20 protein-coding genes and 1 pseudogene are annotated in these 21,905 nt (G+C 60.6%); 15 read left to right on the top strand and 6 right to left on the bottom strand.

From position 1 onward, the window contains the following. Positions 1–28: 28 nt before the first annotated feature. The 5 genes from A7J50_RS13340 (at position 29) to A7J50_RS13320 (ending at position 5,722) form a co-directional block, all read left to right on the top strand. A complete protein-coding gene (locus A7J50_RS13340; protein ID WP_064452218.1) occupies positions 29–982 on the top strand; it encodes an ABC transporter permease in 954 nt (317 codons plus the stop codon). Beyond that, positions 979–1,815 carry an ABC transporter permease gene (locus A7J50_RS13335; RefSeq protein ID WP_064452217.1) on the top strand — a complete coding sequence of 279 codons (837 nt, stop codon included), beginning with the start codon at positions 979–981 and terminating at the stop codon, positions 1,813–1,815. Before A7J50_RS13340 ends, A7J50_RS13335 begins: the two co-directional genes overlap by 4 nt. A 2-nt stretch (positions 1,816–1,817) precedes the next feature. Next, positions 1,818–3,455 carry a dipeptide ABC transporter ATP-binding protein gene (locus A7J50_RS13330; RefSeq protein ID WP_064452216.1) on the top strand — a complete coding sequence of 546 codons (1,638 nt, stop codon included), beginning with the start codon at positions 1,818–1,820 and terminating at the stop codon, positions 3,453–3,455. An 85-nt stretch (positions 3,456–3,540) separates the two neighbouring features. After that, on the top strand, positions 3,541–4,710 hold the full coding sequence (locus tag A7J50_RS13325) for a hypothetical protein (protein ID WP_064452215.1): 1,170 nt from the start codon (positions 3,541–3,543) through the stop codon (positions 4,708–4,710). A 136-nt stretch (positions 4,711–4,846) separates the two neighbouring features. Further along, the gene (locus A7J50_RS13320) at positions 4,847–5,722 is read left to right on the top strand and encodes a LysR substrate-binding domain-containing protein (RefSeq protein ID WP_064452214.1); all 876 of its coding nucleotides are present in this window, start codon (positions 4,847–4,849) and stop codon (positions 5,720–5,722) included. 581 nt (positions 5,723–6,303) lie between these two features. Here A7J50_RS13320 and A7J50_RS13315 read toward each other — a convergent pair. The 3 genes from A7J50_RS13315 to fae are packed head-to-tail and all read right to left on the bottom strand — an operon-like array spanning position 6,304 to position 9,291. Further along, on the bottom strand, positions 6,304–7,737 hold the full coding sequence (locus tag A7J50_RS13315; RefSeq protein WP_064452213.1) for an NAD-dependent succinate-semialdehyde dehydrogenase: 1,434 nt from the start codon (positions 7,735–7,737) through the stop codon (positions 6,304–6,306). Then, a complete protein-coding gene (locus A7J50_RS13310) occupies positions 7,734–8,768 on the bottom strand; it encodes an aldo/keto reductase (protein WP_064452212.1) in 1,035 nt (344 codons plus the stop codon). Before A7J50_RS13310 ends, A7J50_RS13315 begins: the two co-directional genes overlap by 4 nt. A 10-nt stretch (positions 8,769–8,778) precedes the next feature. Further along, positions 8,779–9,291 carry a formaldehyde-activating enzyme gene (gene fae / locus A7J50_RS13305; protein WP_064452211.1) on the bottom strand — a complete coding sequence of 171 codons (513 nt, stop codon included), beginning with the start codon at positions 9,289–9,291 and terminating at the stop codon, positions 8,779–8,781. Between the two features lie 324 nt (positions 9,292–9,615). Here fae and A7J50_RS13300 point away from each other — a divergent pair, with 324 nt between their 5' ends. The 6 genes and pseudogenes from A7J50_RS13300 to A7J50_RS13285 all read left to right on the top strand — a co-directional run bounded on the left by A7J50_RS13300 (position 9,616) and on the right by A7J50_RS13285 (position 15,044). Continuing rightward, the gene (locus tag A7J50_RS13300; protein ID WP_005788524.1) at positions 9,616–10,866 is read left to right on the top strand and encodes a ribonucleotide-diphosphate reductase subunit beta; all 1,251 of its coding nucleotides are present in this window, start codon (positions 9,616–9,618) and stop codon (positions 10,864–10,866) included. A gap of 354 nt (positions 10,867–11,220) precedes the next feature. Then, complete coding sequence (locus A7J50_RS30660) at positions 11,221–11,445, top strand: DUF2188 domain-containing protein (protein ID WP_082895881.1); 225 nt, start codon at positions 11,221–11,223, stop codon at positions 11,443–11,445. A 519-nt stretch (positions 11,446–11,964) separates the two neighbouring features. After that, a pseudogene (locus A7J50_RS30655) lies at positions 11,965–12,228 on the top strand (DUF1289 domain-containing protein); the annotation flags it as partial. A 119-nt stretch (positions 12,229–12,347) separates the two neighbouring features. Continuing rightward, positions 12,348–13,268, top strand: coding sequence for a class I SAM-dependent methyltransferase (locus tag A7J50_RS13295; RefSeq protein ID WP_064454927.1), 921 nt, complete (start codon positions 12,348–12,350; stop codon positions 13,266–13,268). A gap of 149 nt (positions 13,269–13,417) precedes the next feature. Beyond that, positions 13,418–14,134: a phosphatidylcholine synthase gene (gene pcsA / locus A7J50_RS13290; RefSeq protein ID WP_053256299.1), complete on the top strand. Its 717-nt coding sequence runs from the start codon at positions 13,418–13,420 to the stop codon at positions 14,132–14,134. Between the two features lie 130 nt (positions 14,135–14,264). Further along, the gene (locus A7J50_RS13285; RefSeq protein ID WP_053256300.1) at positions 14,265–15,044 is read left to right on the top strand and encodes a TSUP family transporter; all 780 of its coding nucleotides are present in this window, start codon (positions 14,265–14,267) and stop codon (positions 15,042–15,044) included. Here the strand turns inward: A7J50_RS13285 and nudC are convergent. Beyond that, positions 15,012–15,845, bottom strand: a complete 834-nt coding sequence (gene nudC / locus A7J50_RS13280) for an NAD(+) diphosphatase (protein WP_064452210.1) — start codon at positions 15,843–15,845, stop codon at positions 15,012–15,014. The two genes, A7J50_RS13285 and nudC, sit on opposite strands and share 33 nt — an antisense overlap. A 5-nt stretch (positions 15,846–15,850) precedes the next feature. Continuing rightward, entirely contained in the window at positions 15,851–16,663 is an 813-nt protein-coding gene (locus A7J50_RS13275; protein WP_064452209.1) for a crotonase/enoyl-CoA hydratase family protein, read from the bottom strand. 192 nt (positions 16,664–16,855) lie between these two features. Between A7J50_RS13275 and A7J50_RS13270 the strand changes: the two genes are divergently transcribed. Both A7J50_RS13270 and A7J50_RS13265 read left to right on the top strand, forming a co-directional pair. Next, positions 16,856–18,103 (top strand): chloride channel protein, encoded by a 1,248-nt coding sequence (locus A7J50_RS13270; protein ID WP_064452208.1) that lies wholly within the window; start codon positions 16,856–16,858, stop codon positions 18,101–18,103. Between the two features lie 95 nt (positions 18,104–18,198). Continuing rightward, positions 18,199–18,753 (top strand): UPF0149 family protein, encoded by a 555-nt coding sequence (locus A7J50_RS13265; protein ID WP_064452207.1) that lies wholly within the window; start codon positions 18,199–18,201, stop codon positions 18,751–18,753. Between the two features lie 6 nt (positions 18,754–18,759). On the opposite strand, the gene A7J50_RS13260 is transcribed toward A7J50_RS13265, so the two are convergent. Beyond that, entirely contained in the window at positions 18,760–19,389 is a 630-nt protein-coding gene (locus A7J50_RS13260) for a lytic polysaccharide monooxygenase auxiliary activity family 9 protein (protein ID WP_064452206.1), read from the bottom strand. 331 nt (positions 19,390–19,720) lie between these two features. Here A7J50_RS13260 and A7J50_RS13255 point away from each other — a divergent pair, with 331 nt between their 5' ends. Further along, positions 19,721–20,521 carry an isocitrate lyase/PEP mutase family protein gene (locus A7J50_RS13255; RefSeq protein ID WP_064452205.1) on the top strand — a complete coding sequence of 267 codons (801 nt, stop codon included), beginning with the start codon at positions 19,721–19,723 and terminating at the stop codon, positions 20,519–20,521. Positions 20,522–20,632: 111 nt separating this feature from the next. Next, on the top strand, positions 20,633–21,889 hold the full coding sequence (locus A7J50_RS13250; protein WP_064452204.1) for a 3-phosphoshikimate 1-carboxyvinyltransferase: 1,257 nt from the start codon (positions 20,633–20,635) through the stop codon (positions 21,887–21,889). Positions 21,890–21,905: the final 16 nt, after the last annotated feature.

The following is a 21,905-nucleotide window of genomic DNA, read 5'->3' as shown; positions in this document are numbered from 1 at the left end:
ATCCCAATATTTGTCGGAGCATGCACCCATGGCTCATTTTCTATTGCGCAAATTACTCGCGCTGGTGGCGACCCTGCTGTCGGTGTCATTGATCGTGTTCCTGGCCCTGGAGCTGAACATCGAAGACGTGGCCATCAACGTCCTTGGCCCCTACTCCGCCGCAGACCAGCGGGCGGCGTGGCTGGTGGAACATGGCTACAACCAACCTTTTGTGTGGCGTTACCTGGTGTGGCTCAAGGACTTTGTCAGCGGCGACTGGGGCACTTCAGTGTACTTTCGTGAGTCGGTGATCAAGCTGTTGCTGCCCAACCTGGCACAAACCCTGACGCTTGCCGGGCTGGCCTTGCTGGTGATGGTGCCCGTGGCATTGACACTGGGCATTCTCGCCGGCATTCGCCAGGGCTCGGCGCTCGACCGCCTGGTGTCGTTCCTGTCGATTGTCACCACCTCGATTCCCGATTTCGCCAGTGCAGTGTTCGTCTCGGCAATCTTTGTGTTCTGGCTCAACTGGCTGCCGGGTGTCAGCAGCATGAGCGAGGGGTTCAGCGCCGTGGAACTGGTGCTGCCGCTGATGGTGTTGTGCTTGTTCGGCATCGGCTACCTGGCGCGAATCACCCGGGCGTCGATGGTGGAAGTGATGCAGTCGCCGTACATCCGCACGGCGCGACTCAAAGGTGCCTCCACCGCACGCATCGTCGTGCGCCATGCCCTGCGCAATGTGCTGATCGCACCGATCACGGTGATCATGCTGTACATCCCGTGGCTGCTGTCCAACGTGATCGTGGTCGAGGTGTTCTTTGCCTACAAGGGCTTCGGCTCGTTGCTGTACACCGCGTCGCTGAACCATGACGTGTACCTGATCGAAGCCTGCGCCATGGTCAGTGCCGTCGTGGTGGGCATCACCAAGATTTTCTCGGACCTGGCCTACACCTGGCTCAACCCGCGCATCACCCTGCGCAGTCTCGGCGGAGGTGCCCAATGAATCGCCTGCACGCCTTCAAACATCCCCTGGCGTTGCTCGGCCTGCTGCTGGTGGGCGGCTGGGTCTTGGTCGCGCTCTTTGCGCCGTGGCTGGCGCCCCATGATCCGCTGGAAAGCTTTACCCCACTGCTGACCCCGCTGACGAGCGGCGACAACGGCCAAAGCTTCCTGCTGGGCACCGACATGATCGGGCGCGACATTCTCTCGCGGCTGATCTGGGGCACCCGCACCGTGCTGTTCTGGTCGATCCTGGCCACGCTCACCGCGTTCGCCGTGGGCATCGCCATGGGCCTGTGCGCCGGTTACTTCAACGGCTGGGTCGATGCCGTGCTGTCGTATGTGGCCGACACGGTGCTGTCGTTCCCGGTGCTGGTGTTGTACATCGTGATCATCATCGCCCTCGGCGCGTCGGCGCTGAATATCCTGATTGCGGTGACCTTCACCAGTGCCCCGGCGATTTTCCGCATCATGCGTGCCCTGACCATCGACATCCGCTCGCGGGACTACGTCCTCAGCGCAATCACTCAGGGCGAGGGTTCGCTGCGGATCATGCTCGTGGAAATCCTGCCCAACTGCGGCGGGCCGCTGATAGTCGATTTCTGCCTGCGCATCGGCTACACCGCGATCATGATCGGCGCCCTGGGCTTTCTCGGCCTTGGCCTGCCGCCACCGACCCCGGACTGGGGCGGCATGATCAACGACGGCCGCGCCATGGCCATCGCCTTCCCGCACCTGGTGATCTTCCCGTGCATTGCCATTTCCACCCTGATGCTGGGCTTGAGCCTGCTGGCGGACGGCCTGGATGAAAACGCCCAGCAAGGCGCAAGGAATTGAGCATGAACCCACAACCAGTATTACGGGTGCAAAACCTGTCGATCGAACTGCCGGCCGGCGCCGACCGCAGCCACGCCGTGCAAGGCATCAGCCTGGACGTACGCAAGGGCGAAATCCTCTGCGTAATCGGTGAATCCGGCTCGGGTAAATCAGTGCTGTCGGCGGCGATCATGGGCGATTACGCCAAAGGCCTGCGGCATGCCGGTGGGGTGATCGATTTTCTCGGCGACGACATCTGCAGCCTGGACGAAAAACGCCTGCGCGAACTGCGCGGCAACCGCATTGCGATGATTTTCCAGGAGCCCATGGCGGCGCTGAACCCGGCGATTCGGATCGGCAAGCAAGTCGAAGAAATCTTCGCTATCCATGCCCCGCAAATGCCCCAGCGCGAACGTCGCGAACGCACGCTCGCGCTGCTCGAATCCACCCAGTTGCCCGACCCGCCACGCATTGCCAACAGCTTTCCCCATCAACTGTCCGGTGGCCAGTGCCAGCGCGTGGTGATTGCCATGGCGTTGGCGATGAACCCCGACTTGTTGATCGCCGACGAGCCCACCACGGCACTCGACGTAACCACCCAGGCCCAGGTCTTGAAACTGGTGCGCGAGCTGCGTGGGCGTGGCCAGCACGGCATTCTGTTTATCACCCACGACTTCGGCGTGGTGGCGCAAATTGCCGACCGCATTGCCGTCATGGAAGGCGGCCGCCTGGTGGAAATCGGGGAGCGCGACCAAGTGCTGAATGCCCCGGCGCACGCCTACACCCGCAAGCTGATCGCGGCAGTGCCGGCGCTGCACCCGGAATTGCACACGCCGAGCGCGGATGGCGAGTTGGCGTTGCGCATCGAAAACCTGACCAAGACCTACAACGTCGGCGGCAGCTCAGTGGCGGCGCTGCGCAACGTGTCGCTGAACCTGCCACGCGGCAAAACACTGGCGATTGTCGGCGAGTCCGGCTCGGGCAAAAGCACCCTGGTCAAAGCAGCCATTCGCCTGGTCGACAGCGACAGCGGGCATGTGTGGGTCGGCGACACTGATTTTCTGGCCTTGCGCGGTTCGGCCCTGGCGGCCAATCGGCGGCGTATCCAGATGATCTTCCAGGACCCGTACGGCTCGCTCAATCCACGGCACCGCGTCGGTGACATCATCGCCCGCGCCGCACAATTGCGTGGGTTGTCGGCCAAGGATGCCTGGGCCGAGGCCGGTGACTTGCTTGAACAGGTCGGCCTCAAGCGTGATGCGCTCAAGCGCAAGCCGCGCCAGTTTTCCGGTGGCCAGCGCCAGCGCATCGGCATCGCCCGCGCCCTGGCCATGCGCCCGGAAGTGCTGATCGCCGATGAAAGTGTCTCGGCGCTGGATGTGTCGGTGCAAAAACAGGTGCTGGAGCTGCTCGCCGACCTGCAACAGCAGTTGAACCTGAGCATCCTGTTTATCACCCACGACCTGCGCGTGGCGGCGCAGATCAGCGACCACATCGCCGTGATGCGCCAGGGTGAAGTGGTGGAATACGGCAGCGCCGAACAGGTATTGCTCAGACCACAGAACAGCTACACCCAGGCCTTGCTTGCCGCTGCGCCGGGCGCGACGCAACTACCGGCTGACGGGCCGCCGTTGAGGTTGATCCGCCCCGCAGCGCACTGAGTTGTCACCCTTTCCCTGCGTCGCAGCGTTCGCTGCGGCAACGGGCTGCTGTTGCCAAAAAATAACCAATAATGAGAGCGAAACCATGCGACCAACCCTACGTTACATCGCCCTGGTCCCTGTGCTCGGCGCCCTTGCGGCACCGGCCATGGCCTACCAGGTCACCGACAACCTCGACCTCGGCGGCGCCGTGCGTGCACGCTGGGACTATGACCCGGATCGCGACATCCAGAAGTTCGGCCTCGACACGGCCTTCCTCAGCGCCAAGTACAACTCCGACACCTGGATCGGCGAGGCGCAGTACCGGTTCTACGGGCGTTCCTACCCGTACCAGTACACCAAGAACTACGGCGATATTCAGTTCGCCAAGTTCGCGTGGGTCGGCTACAAGTTCAACCCGAACCAGCAGGTGCAAGTGGGCTTGAACACAGTACCGTTTGGTTTGCAGCCGTACTTTGGCAGCACCTTCTACGAAACCCTGGGCAACGTCATCGGCCTGGAAGACGTGCAACAGGTCGGCGCCAAATACATCCAGCAAAGCGGCGACTGGAATATCCAGGCCGGCTACTACCTGCGCCCGGCGTGGCAAGGCAAAGGCACCAGCAAGGGCGTGACCTACTCCAGCGTGATCTCCGAAGCCGACAGCTACGTGGGCGACGGCAGCAACAACCAGGAGCGCAACACCGTGGTGGTGCGGGTGGCCAAGGCCCTGGAGCTGGGCAACTGGAAATCCGAAGTCGGGCTTTCCGGCCTGACCTCCACGCTGGAAAACAAAGACACCAACGACGACGGCCGCCGCAACGCCGTGGCAATCCACTACCTGGGCAAGAACGGCCCGTGGGGCGTGCAATTGCAGGCGGCGCGCCAGCAAATGTCACCGCGCAACCCGGGCACCAATAGCGTCGTCACCTTGGGTGGCTACGACGGGACGTTCAACGTAGCCAGCCGGGGTAATTTATACGTGGCGGACTTGAGCTACGACGTGGGCGGCAAATACCTGTTTGACCAGATCAGCGGTGTAAAGCTGTATGCCAACTACAGTGCGTTTGATAAATCCGAGAGTCAGTTCAAGACCTCGCAGCGGGTGATCCTCGGCACGTCGTTTTCGGTGAGCAAGTTGTGGGTCGCGACGGAGTGGTTGATTGGCAAGAACGATCCGTATATCGGCGGCAGCAGCTATACCGAGAGCTTGGGTGCGGGTGGGAGTAACCAGTGGGAGAATCAGCTGTATATGAACATTGGGTACTACTTCTAATCGGAGGCGATACCACTGAAGCCTTCGCGAGCAAGCCCGCTCCCACAGTTGGAATGCATTCCTCCTGCGGGAGCGGGCTTGCTCGCGAAGAGGCCGCTACAGGCACTCTAAAAACAACCAGTGTGGAAGTCCTTTCATGCGCCAACTGCCCGCTCTCAACATGCTGCGCATCTTCGAAGAAGTCGCCCGCCACCGCAGCTTCAGCCAGGCTGCCGTGGGCCTTAACGTGACCCAAGGCGCCGTCAGCCGCCAGATCAAACAATTGGAAGACTACCTCGGCGTCGCCCTCTTCATCCGCACGCCCCAGGGCCTGTCCCTGACCGAAGCCGGCTTCGCCCTCTCCCCGCACCTGAGCGACGCCTTCGACCATATCGAACGCGCCCTGCAAGCCGTGCGCGTACCCAACCTGCGCCAGCGCCTGCGCATCGTCGCGCCGCCGACCTGGGCCACGCGCTGGCTGTCGGCGCACTTACGACGCTTTTGCGAGCGCTATCCGGCTATCAACCTCAGCGTCACGCATCAGAACAGCCATGACAGCCTGGCAGAGATCGACTGCCGAATTCGCTTCGGCCTTGAACCAGACCCGCATTGCCGCAGTGAATTGCTGGTGATGGAACGCCACATCGCCGTGGCCAGCCCGGAGCTGTTCAGCGACGGCCAACCGCCCAACCTGCAGCGTTTCCCATTGCTGCACATCCTGCACGACGGCAAGCGCTTGAAGGTCTGGGAAAACTGGCTGGCCGCCATGGGCCGGGACGACATCGACGCGGGCCAGGGCCTGGAATTCAGCACCCTGGACCAAGTCATACACACCGCCCTGGCTGGCGGCGGCCTGGCCGTGATAGACCGGCAAATGATCGAGCGCGAACTGGCTACTGGCAGTTTATTGCCGATCACCGCGGTGGAAGTGATCGGCCCGTATGGTTATTGGCTGGATGTGGCGGCGGACAAGCAAGGGTTATCCAAGGTTCGGTTGTTTACCGAGTGGTTGAACCGAGTGCGTAACCCTTGATAGCGACTACATAGCCATTGTTTGGGTAATGGCGGCGATGGGCTCCATGGAAGCTGGCCTGCCTGCAATGGCATCCACTGCTTATGCCTGATATACCGAGGTGTCTGCATCGCAGCGGTTCGGCGGTCCGACAAGCCAGCTCCCACAGAAAAGCAGCTCTTGATCCGGACCTTGACCTGGCTTTTGCTTCTACCACTCAGGTCGGCTACCAGGCCGCCGTGCTCTGCTTTTGATTTTGATCTGACAGGCCCCGTTAACCACGATGGCCGAACGCAGGCTTGAATCCGTGGGTAACCCGGCAGGACGCCGGGTTAGCCGCACTGGGCCAAGGATGGCCCATTGCGGCGGCCCACGGATTCAAGCCGGAGTGCGGGCATGCCGAGCCTAGGCGAGGCACCGAGTGGTGGGGCAAAGCGTTTTTTGGTTACTTTTTTAGGCGTTTTGTAAAAAAGTGACCCGCCGTAAGGGCGGAACCCTAAGCCGCCGTTACCGCAGCAACGGATATGTACACCAACACCCCCAACACCCCCAACACCCCGCTACCGCAGCCAAGCCAGCGCCCACCTTAGAGCGACGTTGTCTCACAAGCCCCCCATCAACAAGTATTTGATCTCCAGATAATCATCCAGCCCGTACCTGGAACCCTCACGGCCCAACCCAGACTCCTTGATACCGCCAAACGGCGCGACTTCAGTAGAGATAATCCCTTCGTTGATACCCACCATGCCGGCCTCCAGACCTTCAGCCATGCGCCACACCCGGCCGATATCACGACTGTAGAAATACGCAGACAACCCGAACGGCGTGTCATTGGCACGTTGCAGCACCTCGGCCTCATCCTTGAAACGGAAGCACGCCGCCACCGGCCCAAAGGTTTCTTCCCGGGCGATCAACATATCGCCATGGGCTTCAGTCAGGATGGTCGGTTCGAAGAAGGTGCCCCCCAACGCGTGGCGACGACCGCCACACAGCAGCTTGGCGCCCTTCTCCAACGCATCGCCGACATGGGCTTCAACCTTGGCCAGCGCCGCCGCGTTGATCAGCGGGCCCTGTTCGGTTTCGCCGTCCAACGCGCTGCCCACACGCATCGCGCTGACCGCCTCCGCCAATTTGTGGGTGAAGGCCTCATACACCCCGTCCTGGATAAAGAAGCGGTTGACGCACACACAGGTCTGCCCGGTGTTGCGGAACTTGGAGGCCATGGCACCTTTGACGGCGGCCTCCAGGTCGGCATCGTCGAACACAATGAAGGGCGCGTTGCCGCCCAGTTCCAGCGAAACTTTTTTCAGCGTGTCGGCGGCCTGGCGCATCAGCAGTTTGCCGGTGCGGGTGGAGCCGGTGAATGACAGTTTGCGCACCACGCTGGAAGCTTGCAGTGCGCCGCCAATGGCGACGGCATCACCGGAGACGATGTTGAACACACCCGCCGGAATACCCGCCTGCTCCGCCAGCACCGCCAGGGCAAATGCCGACAGCGGGGTTTCTTCCGAAGGCTTGAGGATCATGGTGCAACCGGCCGCGAGCGCCGGGCCGACTTTGCGGGTGACCATCGCCAGCGGGAAGTTCCACGGGGTGATGGCAGCCACCACGCCAATTGCTTCCTTGGTCACGATGATGCGTGCATCAGCCTTGTGGGTCGGGATCACGTCGCCATAGGCGCGCTTGGCTTCTTCGCCGAACCACTCCAGAAAACTCGCGGCGTAGACCACTTCGCCCATCGCTTCGGCCAGGGGTTTGCCCTGTTCCAGGCTCAGCAGTTGGGCCAGGTCCTTCTGGTGGCCCAGCATCAGTTCGCTCCAGCGCTTGAGGCGCTGGCTGCGCTCCTTGGCGGTGAGCTTGCGCCAGGCCGGCAAAGCGCGGTTGGCGGCCTGGATGGCCAGGTCGGTGGCTTGCGCGCCCGCGCGCTGGACGTCTGCGATCAAGGCGCCATTGGCCGGGTTGAGCACCGGGTACGTCGGCCCACCGCTGGACCATTGGCCATCTATGTAGTTGCCAGTACGGATCAGCGGGTTCATGCCACGGCCTCGATCAGGTTGAAACGGTCCAGGCCCGGGCGGGCCTCGCGCAGGATGCGCTTGCCGGCGGTGTAGTCGTTGATCACATCGCACGGGGTGTAGTTGCGTTCCAGCTCGTGCAGTTCTTCGGCATCCAGCTGGGTGTCGAGGGCCGCGAGTGCGCTGTCAAATTGCGCGGTGGTGTCGGCGCCCACCAGCATCACATCGACGCCGGGATGGTTGGCGACCCAGGCCTGGGCGATCTGCGCATTCGACACGCCACGGGCACGTGCCACGCGTTGCACCGAATGGGCGATGTCGAACGACGCCTGGTCGCTGTACATCTGCTGGGTGAAGAAGTCGGTCTGGTTGCGGGTCGACTGCACTTCGCCGGTGAGCAAGCCACGGGCCAGCGGGCTGAACACCGAGACACCCAGGCCCTGGTCGCGGCAGAACGGGATCATCTCGCGCTCTTCTTCACGGTAGGCGCAGTTCAGTTGCAGCTGCATATTGATCGGCTTGACCCAACCATTGCGCTCGCAGGCCATGAGGATCTTGGCCAGTTGGCCGGTGAGCATGGTCGATACGCCGATATAACGGGCCTTGCCGGAACGCACAATGTCGTTCATCGCGGCCATGGTTTCTTCGACCGGTGTATTGACATCGAAGTAATGCAGCATGAACACGTCGACGTAATCCATGCCCAGCCGGCGGAGGGACGCGTCGATGCTGTCCATGATGTGCTTGCGCGAGTGGCCGCTGGCGTTGATGCCATTGCGGGTGCCATAACCGACTTTGGTGGTGACCACGATGTCTTCACGCCGTGCCACGCGCTTGAGGATGCGCCCCACCACTTCTTCGCCGACACCCGCCGAATAGAAGTCAGCCAGGTCGATGAAGTTGACGCCGTTGTCCAGAGCGTGAGCGACGATCGGCTCGCTTTGCTTCTCATCGAAGATCCACGGTTTCCAATCCGGGGTGCCCATGTTCATGGTGCCCAGGCACAGGCGCGAGACTTGCAGGCCGGAGTTGCCCAAACGGATGTAGTGCATGGCAGTCTCCTCAGGCCTTGGGCGTGTAGAAAGGATTGCTGATGTGGTTGACCACGTCGGCCAACTGCGCAGTGTGCGGTGTGCCGGTCAAGGCGGCGCGGATCGCGGTGCGGCAGGCGTTGTAGTTATTCAGGTAGACGGCGTCCAGGTCATCGCAGGCCGGGTTAACCCAGTTGGCGGTAACGATGGCCCACTCGTCTTCGGCTTCCGGCGGCAACGTGCTGTCGAGCAAGGCTTCGAGCACCGCCTTGGCGATCCCGGCCTGGGACGCGCCCCAGGTGGCATTGCCGTGCAGGTCACTGCCGATGGCGGCTTTGTTGACGTAAAGGGTCATGGGTTTGACCGGGATATTCGGCTGGGCAATCACCATGAACGGGCAATGGCCCTGGCTTGGGGATGCGAGGCTGGTGGCGAACGCTTGGCCGGCAGGGCCATTGCGTGGGCCGATCAGGATGTTGATGTGGGCAGCATTGACGCCTGGGCCTTCGAAGCCTTCGCCGATGTACAGATCAAGTGATTTCATTTTCGCAAACGCTCATTGTTGTTATGGGGAGCTTGTTGGCGAATTTTTAGCACTGGGCGTTGAGGCGGCCGTAACCATTAAAAGTCATAGGGGTGTGAGTTTTGCTCATGGCCCCTGCGACGATCGGTGCCCGCTTGTGCCGTTGACCTGGTTTGTTACACACCATATAGTGTGCCCACAAACAGAACAGACCACTACATAGTGTGCAGCATCGGTATTTACTGACCACACTACGCGCAGTATTTCAATGCCTAGTAGCCTGCAAAACGCATATTTTTGGACGGGCTTAGACGCCGTCAAAACAGAACAGGAAGGAGTATTTCAATGCTGAGTTGGGATGAAGTCGACAACGAAGACACCGGTGCAGCGGTGATCAAAGGCGCCAATGCCGGCCACGCCAGCGAAGCCAACATGGACCGCCTCGACGGTGCCGGCGCCGCTGCTGCGCTGGAAGCACGCAATGTGACTGCCAACGACTCCGCTGCGATCATCCGCGCCAAGGCCGCCCTGGACAAACTCGACGTCGCCGAAGGCCTCGCTGAGCTGGAAGGCTCCGCCGCCCGCGTCGCCGTTGACGAAAAGCGCATGATCAACTGCCGCGCCGACCTCAACCAACTCGTGCCCTTCAAGTACGACTGGGCCTGGCAAAAGTACCTCGACGGCTGCGCCAACCACTGGATGCCGCAAGAGGTCAACATGACCGCCGACATCGCGCTGTGGAAAAACCCGGAAGGCCTGACCGACGACGAACGCCGCATCGTCATGCGCAACCTCGGCTTCTTCTCCACTGCCGACTCCCTGGTCGCGAACAACCTGGTGCTGGCCGTGTACCGCCTGATCACCAACCCGGAGTGCCGCCAGTACATCCTGCGCCAGGCCTTCGAAGAAGCGATCCACACCCACGCCTACCAGTACTGCATCGAATCGCTGGCCATGGATGAAGGCGAGATCTTCAACATGTACCACGAGATCCCATCGGTGGCTAAAAAAGCCGCGTGGGGCCTGAAGTACACCCGTTCGATCTCCGATCCGAAGTTCGAAACCGGCACCGTCGAAACCGACAAAGAACTGCTGCGCAACCTGGTCGCCTACTACTGCGTCCTCGAAGGCATCTTCTTCTACTGCGGCTTCACCCAGATCCTGTCCATGGGCCGCCGCAACAAAATGACCGGCGTCGCCGAGCAGTTCCAGTACATTCTGCGCGACGAGTCGATGCACCTGAACTTCGGTATCGACGTGATCAACCAGATCAAAATCGAAAACCCACACTTGTGGGATGCTGAGATGAAGGAAGAAGCGACCCAGATGATCCTGCAAGGGACGCAGCTGGAGATTGAATATGCGCGCGATACCATGCCGCGCGGCGTACTGGGCATGAATGCGGCGATGATGGAAGACTATCTGAAGTTCATCGCGAATCGTCGTTTGTCGCAGATTGGCTTGAAGGAAGAGTATCCAGGAACGACTAACCCGTTTCCGTGGATGAGCGAGATCATGGACTTGAAGAAAGAGAAAAACTTCTTCGAAACCCGCGTGATCGAGTATCAAACTGGCGGCGCTTTAAGCTGGGACTGACCTCTACGACTGCAGTGACACCTAGGCACAAGTAGCATCCAAGTGTGCCATCGAAGGACTGAAAAAGAAGGGACCAGAAACAAGAAACCCACAGCAATCGTTCGAGCGACTGCTGTGGGTCTTGATCGTAAAGGTGAACAAAGCCCACCTATACGAGCCGCGATTGGGGAAAACCACAATCACGAAAGCATTTGAGGAAATGCGGGGCGTGATTATGGAGGACCGTCAAGCGGTGTCAATGGCTGATCGTCGGAGACAAGATTTTGCATCCATATCTTGGGCTCCAAATTAATCCGACGAGCCGGCAAATTAATTGCCAGCGCTCAGACACCAAATCTGAAGAGATCATTAATCATGGCCAAAAAAAATCAACATGTAGTACCTCATGGCAACGACTGGGCCGTAAAAGGCGCAGGCAACTCAAAAGCCACTAAGGTCGTTGGTACTCAAGCAGAAGCTATTAAACTTGCACGCGAAATCGCAATAAACCAGGAGAGCGAAATGTTCATCCATGGACAGAATGGCCAGATTCGCGAGCGCAATACCTACGGAGATGACCCATTTCCACCAAAGGGCTAAGTACAAGTCTAAGGTGTGTTTCTGGTGATATTGGAAACTAGCTTTTGGCCCATGGACCGTAATAAGCGGCCCGTGGGCAGTTTTAATTTGACTCCCGTTCCAAAATATCAGCTACAGGGGTTGGCTGAGCACATCAGCCGCCTTTGCGGCGAACCGCTGAAAGTACACAGTAAAAAATGTGCATCAAGTGCCGACTGGTCCTTGAACGCATCGCGCATATAAACGTGTAGGGACGTCCCTGCGTTCAAACTACACGTAATCCAAGTTGTGGGCTCGACTGGCGTAGGTTCGATGAAGGTCACCAAGCGGGAGGACTGGCTGATACACAAGTGCAGCCAGCCAATAGACCAAAGCTTTGAGTGTAGTTTTAATGGTTGTTACCCTTTCAGAACTAGAACCATCTTTGCCCCCCGACAACAAAGAAACGCCAACAAAATGCGTTAGCACTTTTGTCACAATATTTAAAACGTCTGGTTTTAAATCACCATTACCTTGCTTTACCTATAGATCAGGCTCCTTATACCCAATCAAACCATCAAGACACCTTGCATAGGGCCTGTGCTCCACGGTTTACAGCGACCTTGTCTGCCGAGGCTGCAAGCGTTATCACCATGAAGTCATTCAGTGGAATGGCTACAACGCCGATGAAGAACAGGAAGTTTGGCTGCACCTGAAGCATTTACGGGTGCGGGTGATGGCGAGCACGTTGGAGGTGCTCGACGCGCAGCGTCTGCGCCGGCATTGGAAGACCGCAAGATTCACGTTGTGCCGCACCAGTTGCCGTAATTCTGGGCATATCAATTGATCGCCCGGCGTGCTTTCCCAGCACGATGTGCTCCAGCCCCCCCTGAAACCCGTAACTGTGTTTAAAATGCCGCCCGCTCAAAGACCGACGCTGAATGATGAACCCAGACGCACTCGCTACCTTGCACGCCCATTTGCTCACCGCCCTGGCCGGCGCGCCGGCTGAAACCCGGCGCTTGTTCCATGGCCGTGGCCGCTGCTGGCCCGGGCTGGAACAACTGACGGTGGACTGGCTGCAAGGCGTGGTGCTGGTTGCCCTGTTCAAAGAGACGGAGCAACTGGATGCCTTGAAGCAGCAACTGGTGCAGATTGATTGGGCTCGCTTCGGTGTTCATACGGTCGCCCTGCAACACCGCTATCTGCCGCAGAGCACCACCGAATGGCTGGTGGGCGAAGCGATGGATGAGCTGACCATCACCGAAGGTGGCCTGCGTTACCTGATCGACCTGGGTAAAAAACAGAACAGCGGGCTGTTTCTTGACATGCGCTACGGCCGCAACTGGGTCCGCGAGCAGGCCAAGGGCCAGCGCGTGCTTAACCTGTTCGCCTATACCTGTGGGTTTTCGGTGGCCGCCATCGAAGGTGGCGCGGACCATGTGGTGAACCTGGACATGGCCCGTGGTGCCCTGAGCCGTGGGCGCGACAACCATCGCCTGAATGGTCACGACCTGAGCAAGGTCACCTTTCTGGGCCACGACTTGTTCAAGTCCTGGGCCAAAGTCACCAACAGTGGCCCCTACGACCTGGTGATCATCGACCCGCCCTCTTTTCAGAAAGGCAGCTTCCTGCTGACCAAGGACTACCAGCGCGTACTGCGCCGCCTGCCGGATTTGCTCACGGCGCAAGGCACGGTATTGGCCTGCATGAACGACCCGGCCTTCGGCGAAGACTTCCTGATTGACGGTGTAACCCGCGAAGCACCGGGCCTGCGCTTTGTCGAGCGGCTGGAGAACCCACCGGAATTTCCGGATATCGACCCTCAAAGTGGTCTGAAGGCGCTGGTGTTCCGTCAGGGCTGATGCCGAAACGTCCTACGCTTGCTACGCTAAGTGATATACCGGGAGGGTGAACCTTATCCCCCCCTTCCCGGTCGATACCTGCATCCCCTGGCCAGACTCGACGGCGTTACGTCGTCGGCTGCCCCGTTTGACCTTTTGGAGAACCGCCCGTGATATCGACCCTGCATGTAGCCAGACTCAAAGCCTGGGGCGCCCACGGCTTTACCGCCACCGGTGTGGTATTGGCCTTCCTGGCCACCCTGGCACTACTGGAAAACTCACCCAAGGCTTGCCTGCTGTGGCTGGGCCTTGCGCTGGTGGTCGATGGTGTCGACGGCTCGCTGGCGCGCCGAGTGAATGTGAGTACGGTATTACCGAGCTTTGATGGCTCGGTGCTGGACCTGGTGATTGATTACCTGACCTACGTGTTTATTCCGGCACTGTTTATCTACCGCTATATCGACCTGCCGGACTTTACGCACCTGTTCACGGTTTCGGTGATTCTGGTGTCGTCGTTGTTCTGCTTCTGCAACGTGAATATGAAGAGCAAGGACAACTACTTTGTCGGCTTCCCCGCCGCGTGGAACGTGGTTGCCCTGTGCGTCTACATCATCCAGCCGCAAGCCTGGGTCACGTTGCTGACCGTGATCGGCCTGGCGCTGTTGACGGTGACCCCCATGAAGTTCCTGCACCCGTTCCGGGTCAAGCGGTTCATGCCGATCAATATCGCAGTCACCACGATCTGGTTGCTGTGCAGCTTTTTGATGGTGGTGGATTACCCGAATACCAACCCGTGGACGTTCGGGCTGTGGTCGCTGATGTCGGCTTACTTCCTCGGGATTTGTGTGTGGCGCACCGCGCTGGAGTGGTTAGGCACACACCGTTAATAAAGTGGGCAGGATTTAAAAGGTGGGAGCAAACCCGCTCCCACATTTGGTTCTGCCTTCATCAGACAGGTAAGATACTGGCCTTCGGTACAGCCCCTTCGCTGCGCCCTGCCAATAATAAGCCCTGCCCATGCCCTTCGAACTCAGCGTTGACCTGACCACCCTCGCCATTCTCGCCGTCGTTGCCTTTATCGCCGGTTTCATCGACGCCATCGCCGGCGGCGGCGGCCTGCTCACCACGCCGGCCCTGCTGACCGCCGGCATGCCGCCACACCTGGTACTGGGCACCAACAAACTGAGTTCGACGTTCGGCTCCGCCACCGCGAGCTTCACCTTCTACCGGCGCAAACTGTTTCACCCGCGCCAATGGGTCCATGCCATCGTCGGCACCCTGATCGGGGCCCTGGCCGGTGCGGTGGTCGCCCACTACCTGCCCGCCGAAACCCTGAACAAAATGCTCCCGGTAATCGTGTTCGGTTGCGGTGTGTACCTGCTGTTCGGCGGCACGCCCAAGGCGCCGCTGGATGCCGATGCACCCATCAAGAAGAAATGGCAGTCCACCCAAGGCTTCGGCCTGGGCTTCTACGATGGCGTGGCCGGGCCCGGCACCGGCGCGTTCTGGACGGTGAGCACGATGCTGCTGCACCCGATCGACCTGGTCAAAGCCAGCGGCGTGGCGCGCAGCATGAACTTCGTCAGCAACGCGGCGGCGCTGTCGGTGTTCATCTTCAACGGTTCGGTGGACTGGATCGTCGGCCTGGCGATGGGCTTCTCGGTGATGGGTGGCGCGTTCTTTGGCGCACGCAGCGCGATCAGCGGCGGCGCCAAATTCATTCGCCCGGTGTTTATCACCGTGGTGCTCGGCCTGACCGTGCGCCTAGCCTGGCAGCACTGGTTCAGCGTGGCCTAAGCGCCGAGCCAGGTAGAGGTCGATCAGGTAGCGCGCAATCGAGCGTGACGCCGGCAACGGCGGCAGGTCGTGGATGTTGAACCACTGCGCGTCTTCGATCTCGTCGGCCTGGGGCACGATGTCGCCGCCGGCGTACTCGGCATGGAACCCCAGCATCATCGAGTGTGGGAACGGCCAGCATTGGCTGCCCATGTACTGGATATTCTTGACCTCCACCTGCACTTCTTCGCGTACTTCGCGAATCAGGCAGTCTTCAGCGGATTCACCCGGCTCGGCAAACCCGGCCAGGGTGCTGTAGACACCGCTGACAAAGCGTGGCGAGCGTGCCAACAGGATCTCGTCGCCCCGCGTCACCAGCACGATCATGCTCGGCGAAATCCTCGGGTAGCTGCGCAGGTCGCACGCCTGGCAATACATCGCCCGCTCCCGTGGCACCTGGACCATGGCCTGGCCGCAACTGCCGCAAAACCGATGTTCCCGCGCCCATGTGCCGATCTGCGCGGCGTAACCCAACACTTTGTACAGCGTGTGGTCGCCTTGCAGCATGAAGCCGCGCAAACCCTGCCAACTGCAACCCGGCACATCACTGGCCGAGTTGAGCTCAAGCAAGTACACCGGCTCGCCATCGAGGTGGCCGATGCCATGTTCGGCGAACACCGAGAGGTCCTGGCGCTTGAGCCATTCCCTGGGAAACAGCGGGCCGTTGGTGTCATGCAAAAAGCCTTCGCGGCTGCGGGCGACGGCCCAGCCGCCGGGGGCGTCGTTGTCGAGCAGCGTTGTGGTAATCCAGCCTGGGGTCATGTCGGTCAATCCACGAATTCGGGTTTCTGCTTGCTCATATGGGCCGCGATGGCCACACGCAGGTCGTTGGATTGCAACATAGCCGAGTTCCAGGTGGCAACGTATTCCAAACCATCATTGACCGTGTGGTCGCGCATGTAGCTGATCATGGCCTTGGTGCCGGCCACGGCAATCGGCGACTTGGCGGCGATTTGCTGGGCAATTTCCATGACGCCAGCCAACAGCCTTTCATAGTCCGAATACACGCGATTGACCAGGCCGATGCTGCGCGCTTCCTCAGCGCCAAATTGGCGGCCGGTGTAGGCCAGCTCACGCAACATACCGTCGCCGACAATGCGCGGCAGGCGTTGCAAGGTGCCGACGTCAGCGGCCATGCCGATGTCGATTTCCTTGATGGAAAATTGCGCATCCTCGGCGGCGTAGCGCATGTCGCAGGCGCTGATCAGGTCGATAGCGCCTCCAATGCAGTAGCCGTGGATCGCCGCCAGTACGGGTTTACGGCAGTTGTCGACGGCGTTGAAGGACGCTTGCAGTTCCAGGATCTTGCGGCGCAGCAGGCGTGCATTGCGGCCTACGTCCTTGCCGAACTCGTTGGCCACCGAGGCAAGCATCATCAAGTCGATGCCCGAGGAAAAATGCTTGCCGGCGCCGCTGAGCACCACGGCGCGGACGGCGTCGGTGTCTTCGACCCATTGGAAGATGTCGATGATTTCGGTCCAGAACGCCGCGTTCATCGCATTGATCTTTTCCGGGCGGTTGATCTGCACATGGGCAACGTTGCCGGTGAGTTCGACGACGAAGGCTTGGTATTCGGACATGGCAGTGATCCCTGACTGGCGAGTGATAAGGCCCGAACTATAACAAGGGAGCGCGACGGCGCATCAGCCAAAAACGGGACTGGCAAACGTAATGAAAGGGCGTGGGCGGCAGGTTCATGCAGCGCCGTTACATTTCATCCCGAAAGCGCGACTTATCGGCTATACAATCAGGGCCCTTGCCTGGAGCCGTGTATGCCGTCCACGTTTCGTTCATCGTTGATTCTGGCCCTGGTCGTCGTGCTGACCGGGATTGGCGCGGGTCTGGGCGGCATGCTCCTGGCGTTGCTGCTGCATGGCATCCAGCATTTGGCCTACGGTTACAGCCTCGACAGCCTGGTCAGCCACGAAACCTTTTTATGGGGCGTGACCGCTGCGCCGCCGGAACGCCGCGTGTGGGTGCTGGTGGTGTGCGGTGTGGTGGCCGGGTTGGGCTGGTGGACGATTTATCGCTACGGTCGCCCACTAGTGAGTATCAAGCAGGCGGTATCGCCCAGCATGCCGAGCATGCCGCCCAAGACCACCCTCGCCCACAGCGTGCTGCAGATCATCACCGTGGCCCTTGGCTCGCCACTGGGGCGTGAAGTGGCGCCGCGTGAAGTCGGCGCATTGGCGGCGACGTGGTTGTCGCAACGTGCGCGGCTTGAACCCGACATGCACCGCTTGATCGTGGCGTGCGGTGCGGGCGCCGGGCTGGCGGCAGTCTATAACGTGCCGTTGGGCGGCGCGGTGTTTGTGCTGGAAGTGCTGGTGGGGGCATTCAGTTGGCCGGCGGCCGTGATTGCCCTGACGACTTCGGCGCTGGGCGCGGCAGTGGCGTGGATCGGTCTGGGCGCGCAATCGCAATATGAGGTGCCGCACTTTGCGCTGAGCCCGGCATTGATCGCCTGGGCGGTGGTCTGCGGGCCAGTGTTTGGCGTGGCCGCCTATGGCTTTACCCGCCTTACCGGCGCCGCCAGGGCCAATGCCGCGCGCGGCTGGCGTTTACCGGTGTTGTCGGTGATCAACTTCACGATTATCGGTGGGCTGGCGATGCTGCTGCCGCAAATTCTCGGCAATGGCAAAGGCCCGGCGCAATTGGGCTTCGACAATGAACTGAGCATCGGCCTGGCCGCCATTCTGCTGCTGGTCAAGGTGCTGATCACCGCCAGCAGCCTGCGCGCCGGGGCCGAAGGCGGTCTGCTGACGCCGGGCCTGGCCAACGGCGCATTGCTGGCGATCATCCTCGGCGGCGCCTGGAGCCTGCTGTGGCCCGGCGTGCCGCTGGGGGCGTTTGCGATCATTGGCGCGGCGGCGTTCCTGGCGGCCAGCATGAGCATGCCGCTGACCGCGATTGTGCTGGTGGCGGAATTTACCCGCATCGACCATGACTTTCTGGTGCCGATCATTCTCGCAGTGGTGGGCGCAACGTGCGTGAGCAAGCTGTGCCAACGTCGCAGGTAAAACCCGGCAAAAACGCTGGAAAAAAGCCGGCCCAGGCGCCATCCTTCGCGCTTTAAGCCGCCCATCAGCGGCGTTCGACGCTCAAAGGAAATGCCATGCACGCCCAACCTCTCGCCCCTGCCGATTTCGAATTCATCGAAGAAACCTTGCTCAAGTACGGCGACGATCATTCGGTGCTGAACCTGGCCGAACTCGACGGCTATTTCACCGCGCTGGTGTCCAGCCCGGCACAAGTGGAAGTCGGTGAGTGGTTCCCGGCGATCTGGGGTGGGCAGAACCCGGCGTGGGAGAGTGCCGAAGAGGCCCAGCGCTTCCTGGAGCTGTGCGTGCGCCATATGAATACCCTGGCGGCGCAACTGGCAACCGATACGCAAAACTTCAAGGCACGCTTCGATGACACCGAACATCAAGGCCAGGCCGTAACGCTCGCTGAAGAATGGTGCTTTGGCTATATCCGTGGTGCCGCGATTGGCAACTGGCCGGAACTGCCGGCCGAACAGGCCACGCAGTTGGAGAAAATTTCCTGGTGCGCCGAGCAGGATAACTTCGAGTTGCCGGCGGACCTGGATGTAAACGCCCATCAACAGCAGGTCAGCGAAATCGAACCGGCCGTGCGGGCGTTACATGATTACTGGTTGAGCAAGCGTTAATCGGACTTACTTGAAGTCCAGGTCAAACGCCTGATAAAACGCGTTGCCGGTGTTGGCCACGATCCACATCAACACCACTACGTGCCGGCCCTTCTTGCCTTTGGGCAGGGTGACCTGGTGTTCGACCTTGGCTTTCATTTCGTCGGCGTGCTGGTAGTAAGGCACTTGGGTGTAAAAGTCTTCAAAGAACGGCTTGGCCTCCAGTTGAGCGCGGCTGATGCGCTGCTTGGGGTCCCAGCCATCCTTGGTGATTAACCAACGATAGCCACGGGTGACGTGGGCGGCGGTGTATTCCCACTGCACCTTGAACACCTGGCCGGCCTCGACATTCAGCAACGGCCAGTTAAACGGGGTATTGAGCTTTTTGCCCATTTCCTCGTCGGTGAAGTTGATGCAGTCACGGTCGTCGGTTTTACCGCCGCTCAGGATATACCCATCGGCAGGTGGCGTTACGCTGGGGTCGTCGGTTTCATAGGGTGCTGGGAAAGGCCCGGCGGTGAGTGCCGGGAAGTTCTTGCCGCCTTCCATTTCGTTGACTTGCCAGTTGCCCAACAGCCCGCGTTCCACTGCCACGGAACCACGGCTGGCCGGCGTCACGACGCGACCATGTCTGAGTTGAGTCTCGGGTTTGTTCATTTCATTCACTCCTTGATTGAATATGCCCCGTCATGGGGCACGCTTCGAACTTACCTCGCTGCGTTTTATTGTCCAGCAGGCACTTCTCTCGGAAACTTCATACTTCGCCTCAGTTTCGCGGAGTAAAGGCCTTTGTCCTGCATCAATTTTGGCAGTAGTCCTACCCGGTAACGAGCGGTACGGCTACACGCTGCGTTAGGGATAAGACACCAAGTCGACACCGATGTAGGAAATGTCGACCTGGATTAGGTTATTCGTTGCGGCCGTCCTCCGATTCTTGGTATCAAAAGCGCCTTCAATAAAAAACGCTCGCTCAAAGGACTGATTGACCATGCCCGCACACGCCGACGCCTTCCACGCCCTTCACCGCGACACCTTGCTGATCCTGCCCAATGTCGCCGACGCCGGCGGTGCGCGCCTGGTGGCGCAACTGGGCAGTAAGGCCGTTGCCACCAGCAGCGCCGCCGTGGCGTGGGCGCATGGTTACAAGGATGGCAACCAGTTGCCGCAGCCGCTGCTGGTCAGCACTGTGCACTCCATCGTGCGGGTTATCGATGTCCCCCTGAGTGTCGATATCGAAGGCGGTTATTCGGACGATCCGCAGCAGGTCGGCCAACTCGTGGAAGCGCTGATCGAGGCCGGCGCCGTGGGCATCAACCTGGAAGACGGTGCCGGTTCGCCTGAACTATTGGCGCGCAAGATCGAAGTGGCGCGCCAGATCGCCGATCGCTGCGGGGTGAAGCTGTTTATCAATGCACGCTGCGATGTGTACCTCAAGGGCTTGGCCCCCGAGGCTCAACGCCTGGAAGAGCTTGTGCGCCGCGCAAGCATTTATCAGCAGGCAGGTGCAGACGGCTTGTTCGCGGCCGGCATCCACATTGAACACGAAATCCGGCAGCTGTGCCAGGCCACGCCCTTGCCCGTCAATGTACTGGCCTGGGCCAACCTGCCCACTCCCGAAAGCCTGCAAGCGCTGGGTGTGCGGCGCTTGACGGCGGGTTCCAGCATCGCCGAGTTCCTCTATGGGGCCATGCACCAGCTCGCGGGTGGTTTCCTGCGCACCGGCACCTTGCACACCCAAGACCTCAAGGCCTTCACCTACGGTGCAGTGAATGGGCTGATGGCGCCGTAATACGCGCCGTACAACGATCCCTGCTCGACAAGCGTGGCGTGTTTGGCTGATTATTCCGTCCGTCCGTCGCGCCACTGCGCACCACCTTGCCTTGATCAGGAGCCTTGTACCTTGAGTTCGCAGAAAACCGTGACCGTTACACCGCCTAATTTCCCCCTGAACGGCAAGGTCGCGCCGCCCGGCTCCAAATCCATTACCAACCGTGCCCTGTTGCTGGCAGCCCTGGCCAAGGGCACCAGCCGCCTGAGCGGCGCCTTGAAGAGTGATGACACCCGCCACATGTCGGTGGCCCTGCGCCAGATGGGCGTGACCATCGACGAGCCGGACGAGACCACCTTCGTGGTCACCGGCGCAGGCAAACTGCAATTGCCAACGCAACCGCTGTTTCTGGGCAATGCCGGCACCGCGATGCGTTTTCTCACCGCTGCCGTGGCGACGGTCGAAGGCACGGTGGTGCTGGACGGCGACGACTACATGCAAAAACGCCCGATCGGCCCGCTGCTGGCGACCCTTGGCCAGAACGGCATCCGCGTCGATAGCCCGACCGGCTGCCCGCCCGTGACCGTGCATGGCGTGGGCAAGATCAAGGCCAAGCGGTTTGAAATCGATGGCGGTTTGTCCAGCCAATATGTGTCAGCCCTGCTGATGCTTGCCGCATGCGGCGAAGCGCCCATTGAAGTGGCGTTGACCGGCAAAGACATTGGCGCCCGTGGCTATGTGGACCTGACCCTGGACTGCATGCGCGCGTTCGGCGCTCAAGTGGACGCGGTTGACGACACCACCTGGCGCGTGGCCCCGACCGGCTACACCGCCCATGATTACCTGATCGAACCCGACGCCTCCGCCGCCACCTACTTGTGGGCCGCTGAAGTGTTGACCGGCGGCCACATCGACATTGGCGTCGCCGCGCAAGACTTCACCCAGCCGGACGCCAAGGCACAAGCCGTGATCGCCCAGTTCCCGCACATGCAGGCCACCGTCGTCGGCTCGCAAATGCAGGACGCGATCCCGACCCTCGCGGTGCTTGCCGCGTTCAACAACACCCCGGTGCGTTTTACCGAACTGGCCAACCTGCGCGTGAAGGAATGTGATCGCGTACAGGCGCTGCACGACGGTCTCAACGAAATCCGCCCGGGTTTGGCGACCATCGAAGGTGACGACCTGCTCGTCGCCAGTGATCCTGCGTTGGCCGGCACCTCGTGCACTGCGCTGATCGACACCCACGCCGACCACCGCATCGCCATGTGCTTTGCCCTGGCAGGCCTGAAGGTGTCGGGGGTGCGTATTCAAGACCCGGACTGCGTCGCCAAGACCTACCCTGGCTACTGGAAGGCCCTGGGCAGTCTTGGGGTTGCGCTGAGCTACTGATCCAACGCGTCGGCAT

Source organism: Pseudomonas antarctica, assembly GCF_001647715.1.
GTDB classification, from domain to species: Bacteria; Pseudomonadota; Gammaproteobacteria; order Pseudomonadales; family Pseudomonadaceae; genus Aquipseudomonas; species Aquipseudomonas antarctica_A.
Note: the sequence above shows the minus strand (reverse complement) of the source record. Positions and strands in the feature narration are given on the sequence as shown.

What these genes read in the sequence shown, in the direction of transcription:
- A7J50_RS13340 (WP_064452218.1), top strand. Translation starts at nt 29, where the DNA reads ATGGCTCATTTTCTATTGCGCAAATTACTCGCGCTGGTGGCGACCCTG.
- A7J50_RS13335 (WP_064452217.1), top strand. Translation starts at nt 979, where the DNA reads ATGAATCGCCTGCACGCCTTCAAACATCCCCTGGCGTTGCTCGGCCTG.
- A7J50_RS13330 (WP_064452216.1), top strand. Translation starts at nt 1,818, where the DNA reads ATGAACCCACAACCAGTATTACGGGTGCAAAACCTGTCGATCGAACTG.
- A7J50_RS13325 (WP_064452215.1), top strand. Translation starts at nt 3,541, where the DNA reads ATGCGACCAACCCTACGTTACATCGCCCTGGTCCCTGTGCTCGGCGCC.
- A7J50_RS13320 (WP_064452214.1), top strand. Translation starts at nt 4,847, where the DNA reads ATGCGCCAACTGCCCGCTCTCAACATGCTGCGCATCTTCGAAGAAGTC.
- A7J50_RS13315 (WP_064452213.1), bottom strand. Translation starts at nt 7,737, where the DNA reads ATGAACCCGCTGATCCGTACTGGCAACTACATAGATGGCCAATGGTCC.
- A7J50_RS13310 (WP_064452212.1), bottom strand. Translation starts at nt 8,768, where the DNA reads ATGCACTACATCCGTTTGGGCAACTCCGGCCTGCAAGTCTCGCGCCTG.
- fae (WP_064452211.1), bottom strand. Translation starts at nt 9,291, where the DNA reads ATGAAATCACTTGATCTGTACATCGGCGAAGGCTTCGAAGGCCCAGGC.
- A7J50_RS13300 (WP_005788524.1), top strand. Translation starts at nt 9,616, where the DNA reads ATGCTGAGTTGGGATGAAGTCGACAACGAAGACACCGGTGCAGCGGTG.
- A7J50_RS30660 (WP_082895881.1), top strand. Translation starts at nt 11,221, where the DNA reads ATGGCCAAAAAAAATCAACATGTAGTACCTCATGGCAACGACTGGGCC.
- A7J50_RS13295 (WP_064454927.1), top strand. Translation starts at nt 12,348, where the DNA reads ATGAACCCAGACGCACTCGCTACCTTGCACGCCCATTTGCTCACCGCC.
- A7J50_RS13285 (WP_053256300.1), top strand. Translation starts at nt 14,265, where the DNA reads ATGCCCTTCGAACTCAGCGTTGACCTGACCACCCTCGCCATTCTCGCC.
- nudC (WP_064452210.1), bottom strand. Translation starts at nt 15,845, where the DNA reads ATGACCCCAGGCTGGATTACCACAACGCTGCTCGACAACGACGCCCCC.
- A7J50_RS13275 (WP_064452209.1), bottom strand. Translation starts at nt 16,663, where the DNA reads ATGTCCGAATACCAAGCCTTCGTCGTCGAACTCACCGGCAACGTTGCC.
- A7J50_RS13270 (WP_064452208.1), top strand. Translation starts at nt 16,856, where the DNA reads ATGCCGTCCACGTTTCGTTCATCGTTGATTCTGGCCCTGGTCGTCGTG.
- A7J50_RS13265 (WP_064452207.1), top strand. Translation starts at nt 18,199, where the DNA reads ATGCACGCCCAACCTCTCGCCCCTGCCGATTTCGAATTCATCGAAGAA.
- A7J50_RS13260 (WP_064452206.1), bottom strand. Translation starts at nt 19,389, where the DNA reads ATGAACAAACCCGAGACTCAACTCAGACATGGTCGCGTCGTGACGCCG.
- A7J50_RS13255 (WP_064452205.1), top strand. Translation starts at nt 19,721, where the DNA reads ATGCCCGCACACGCCGACGCCTTCCACGCCCTTCACCGCGACACCTTG.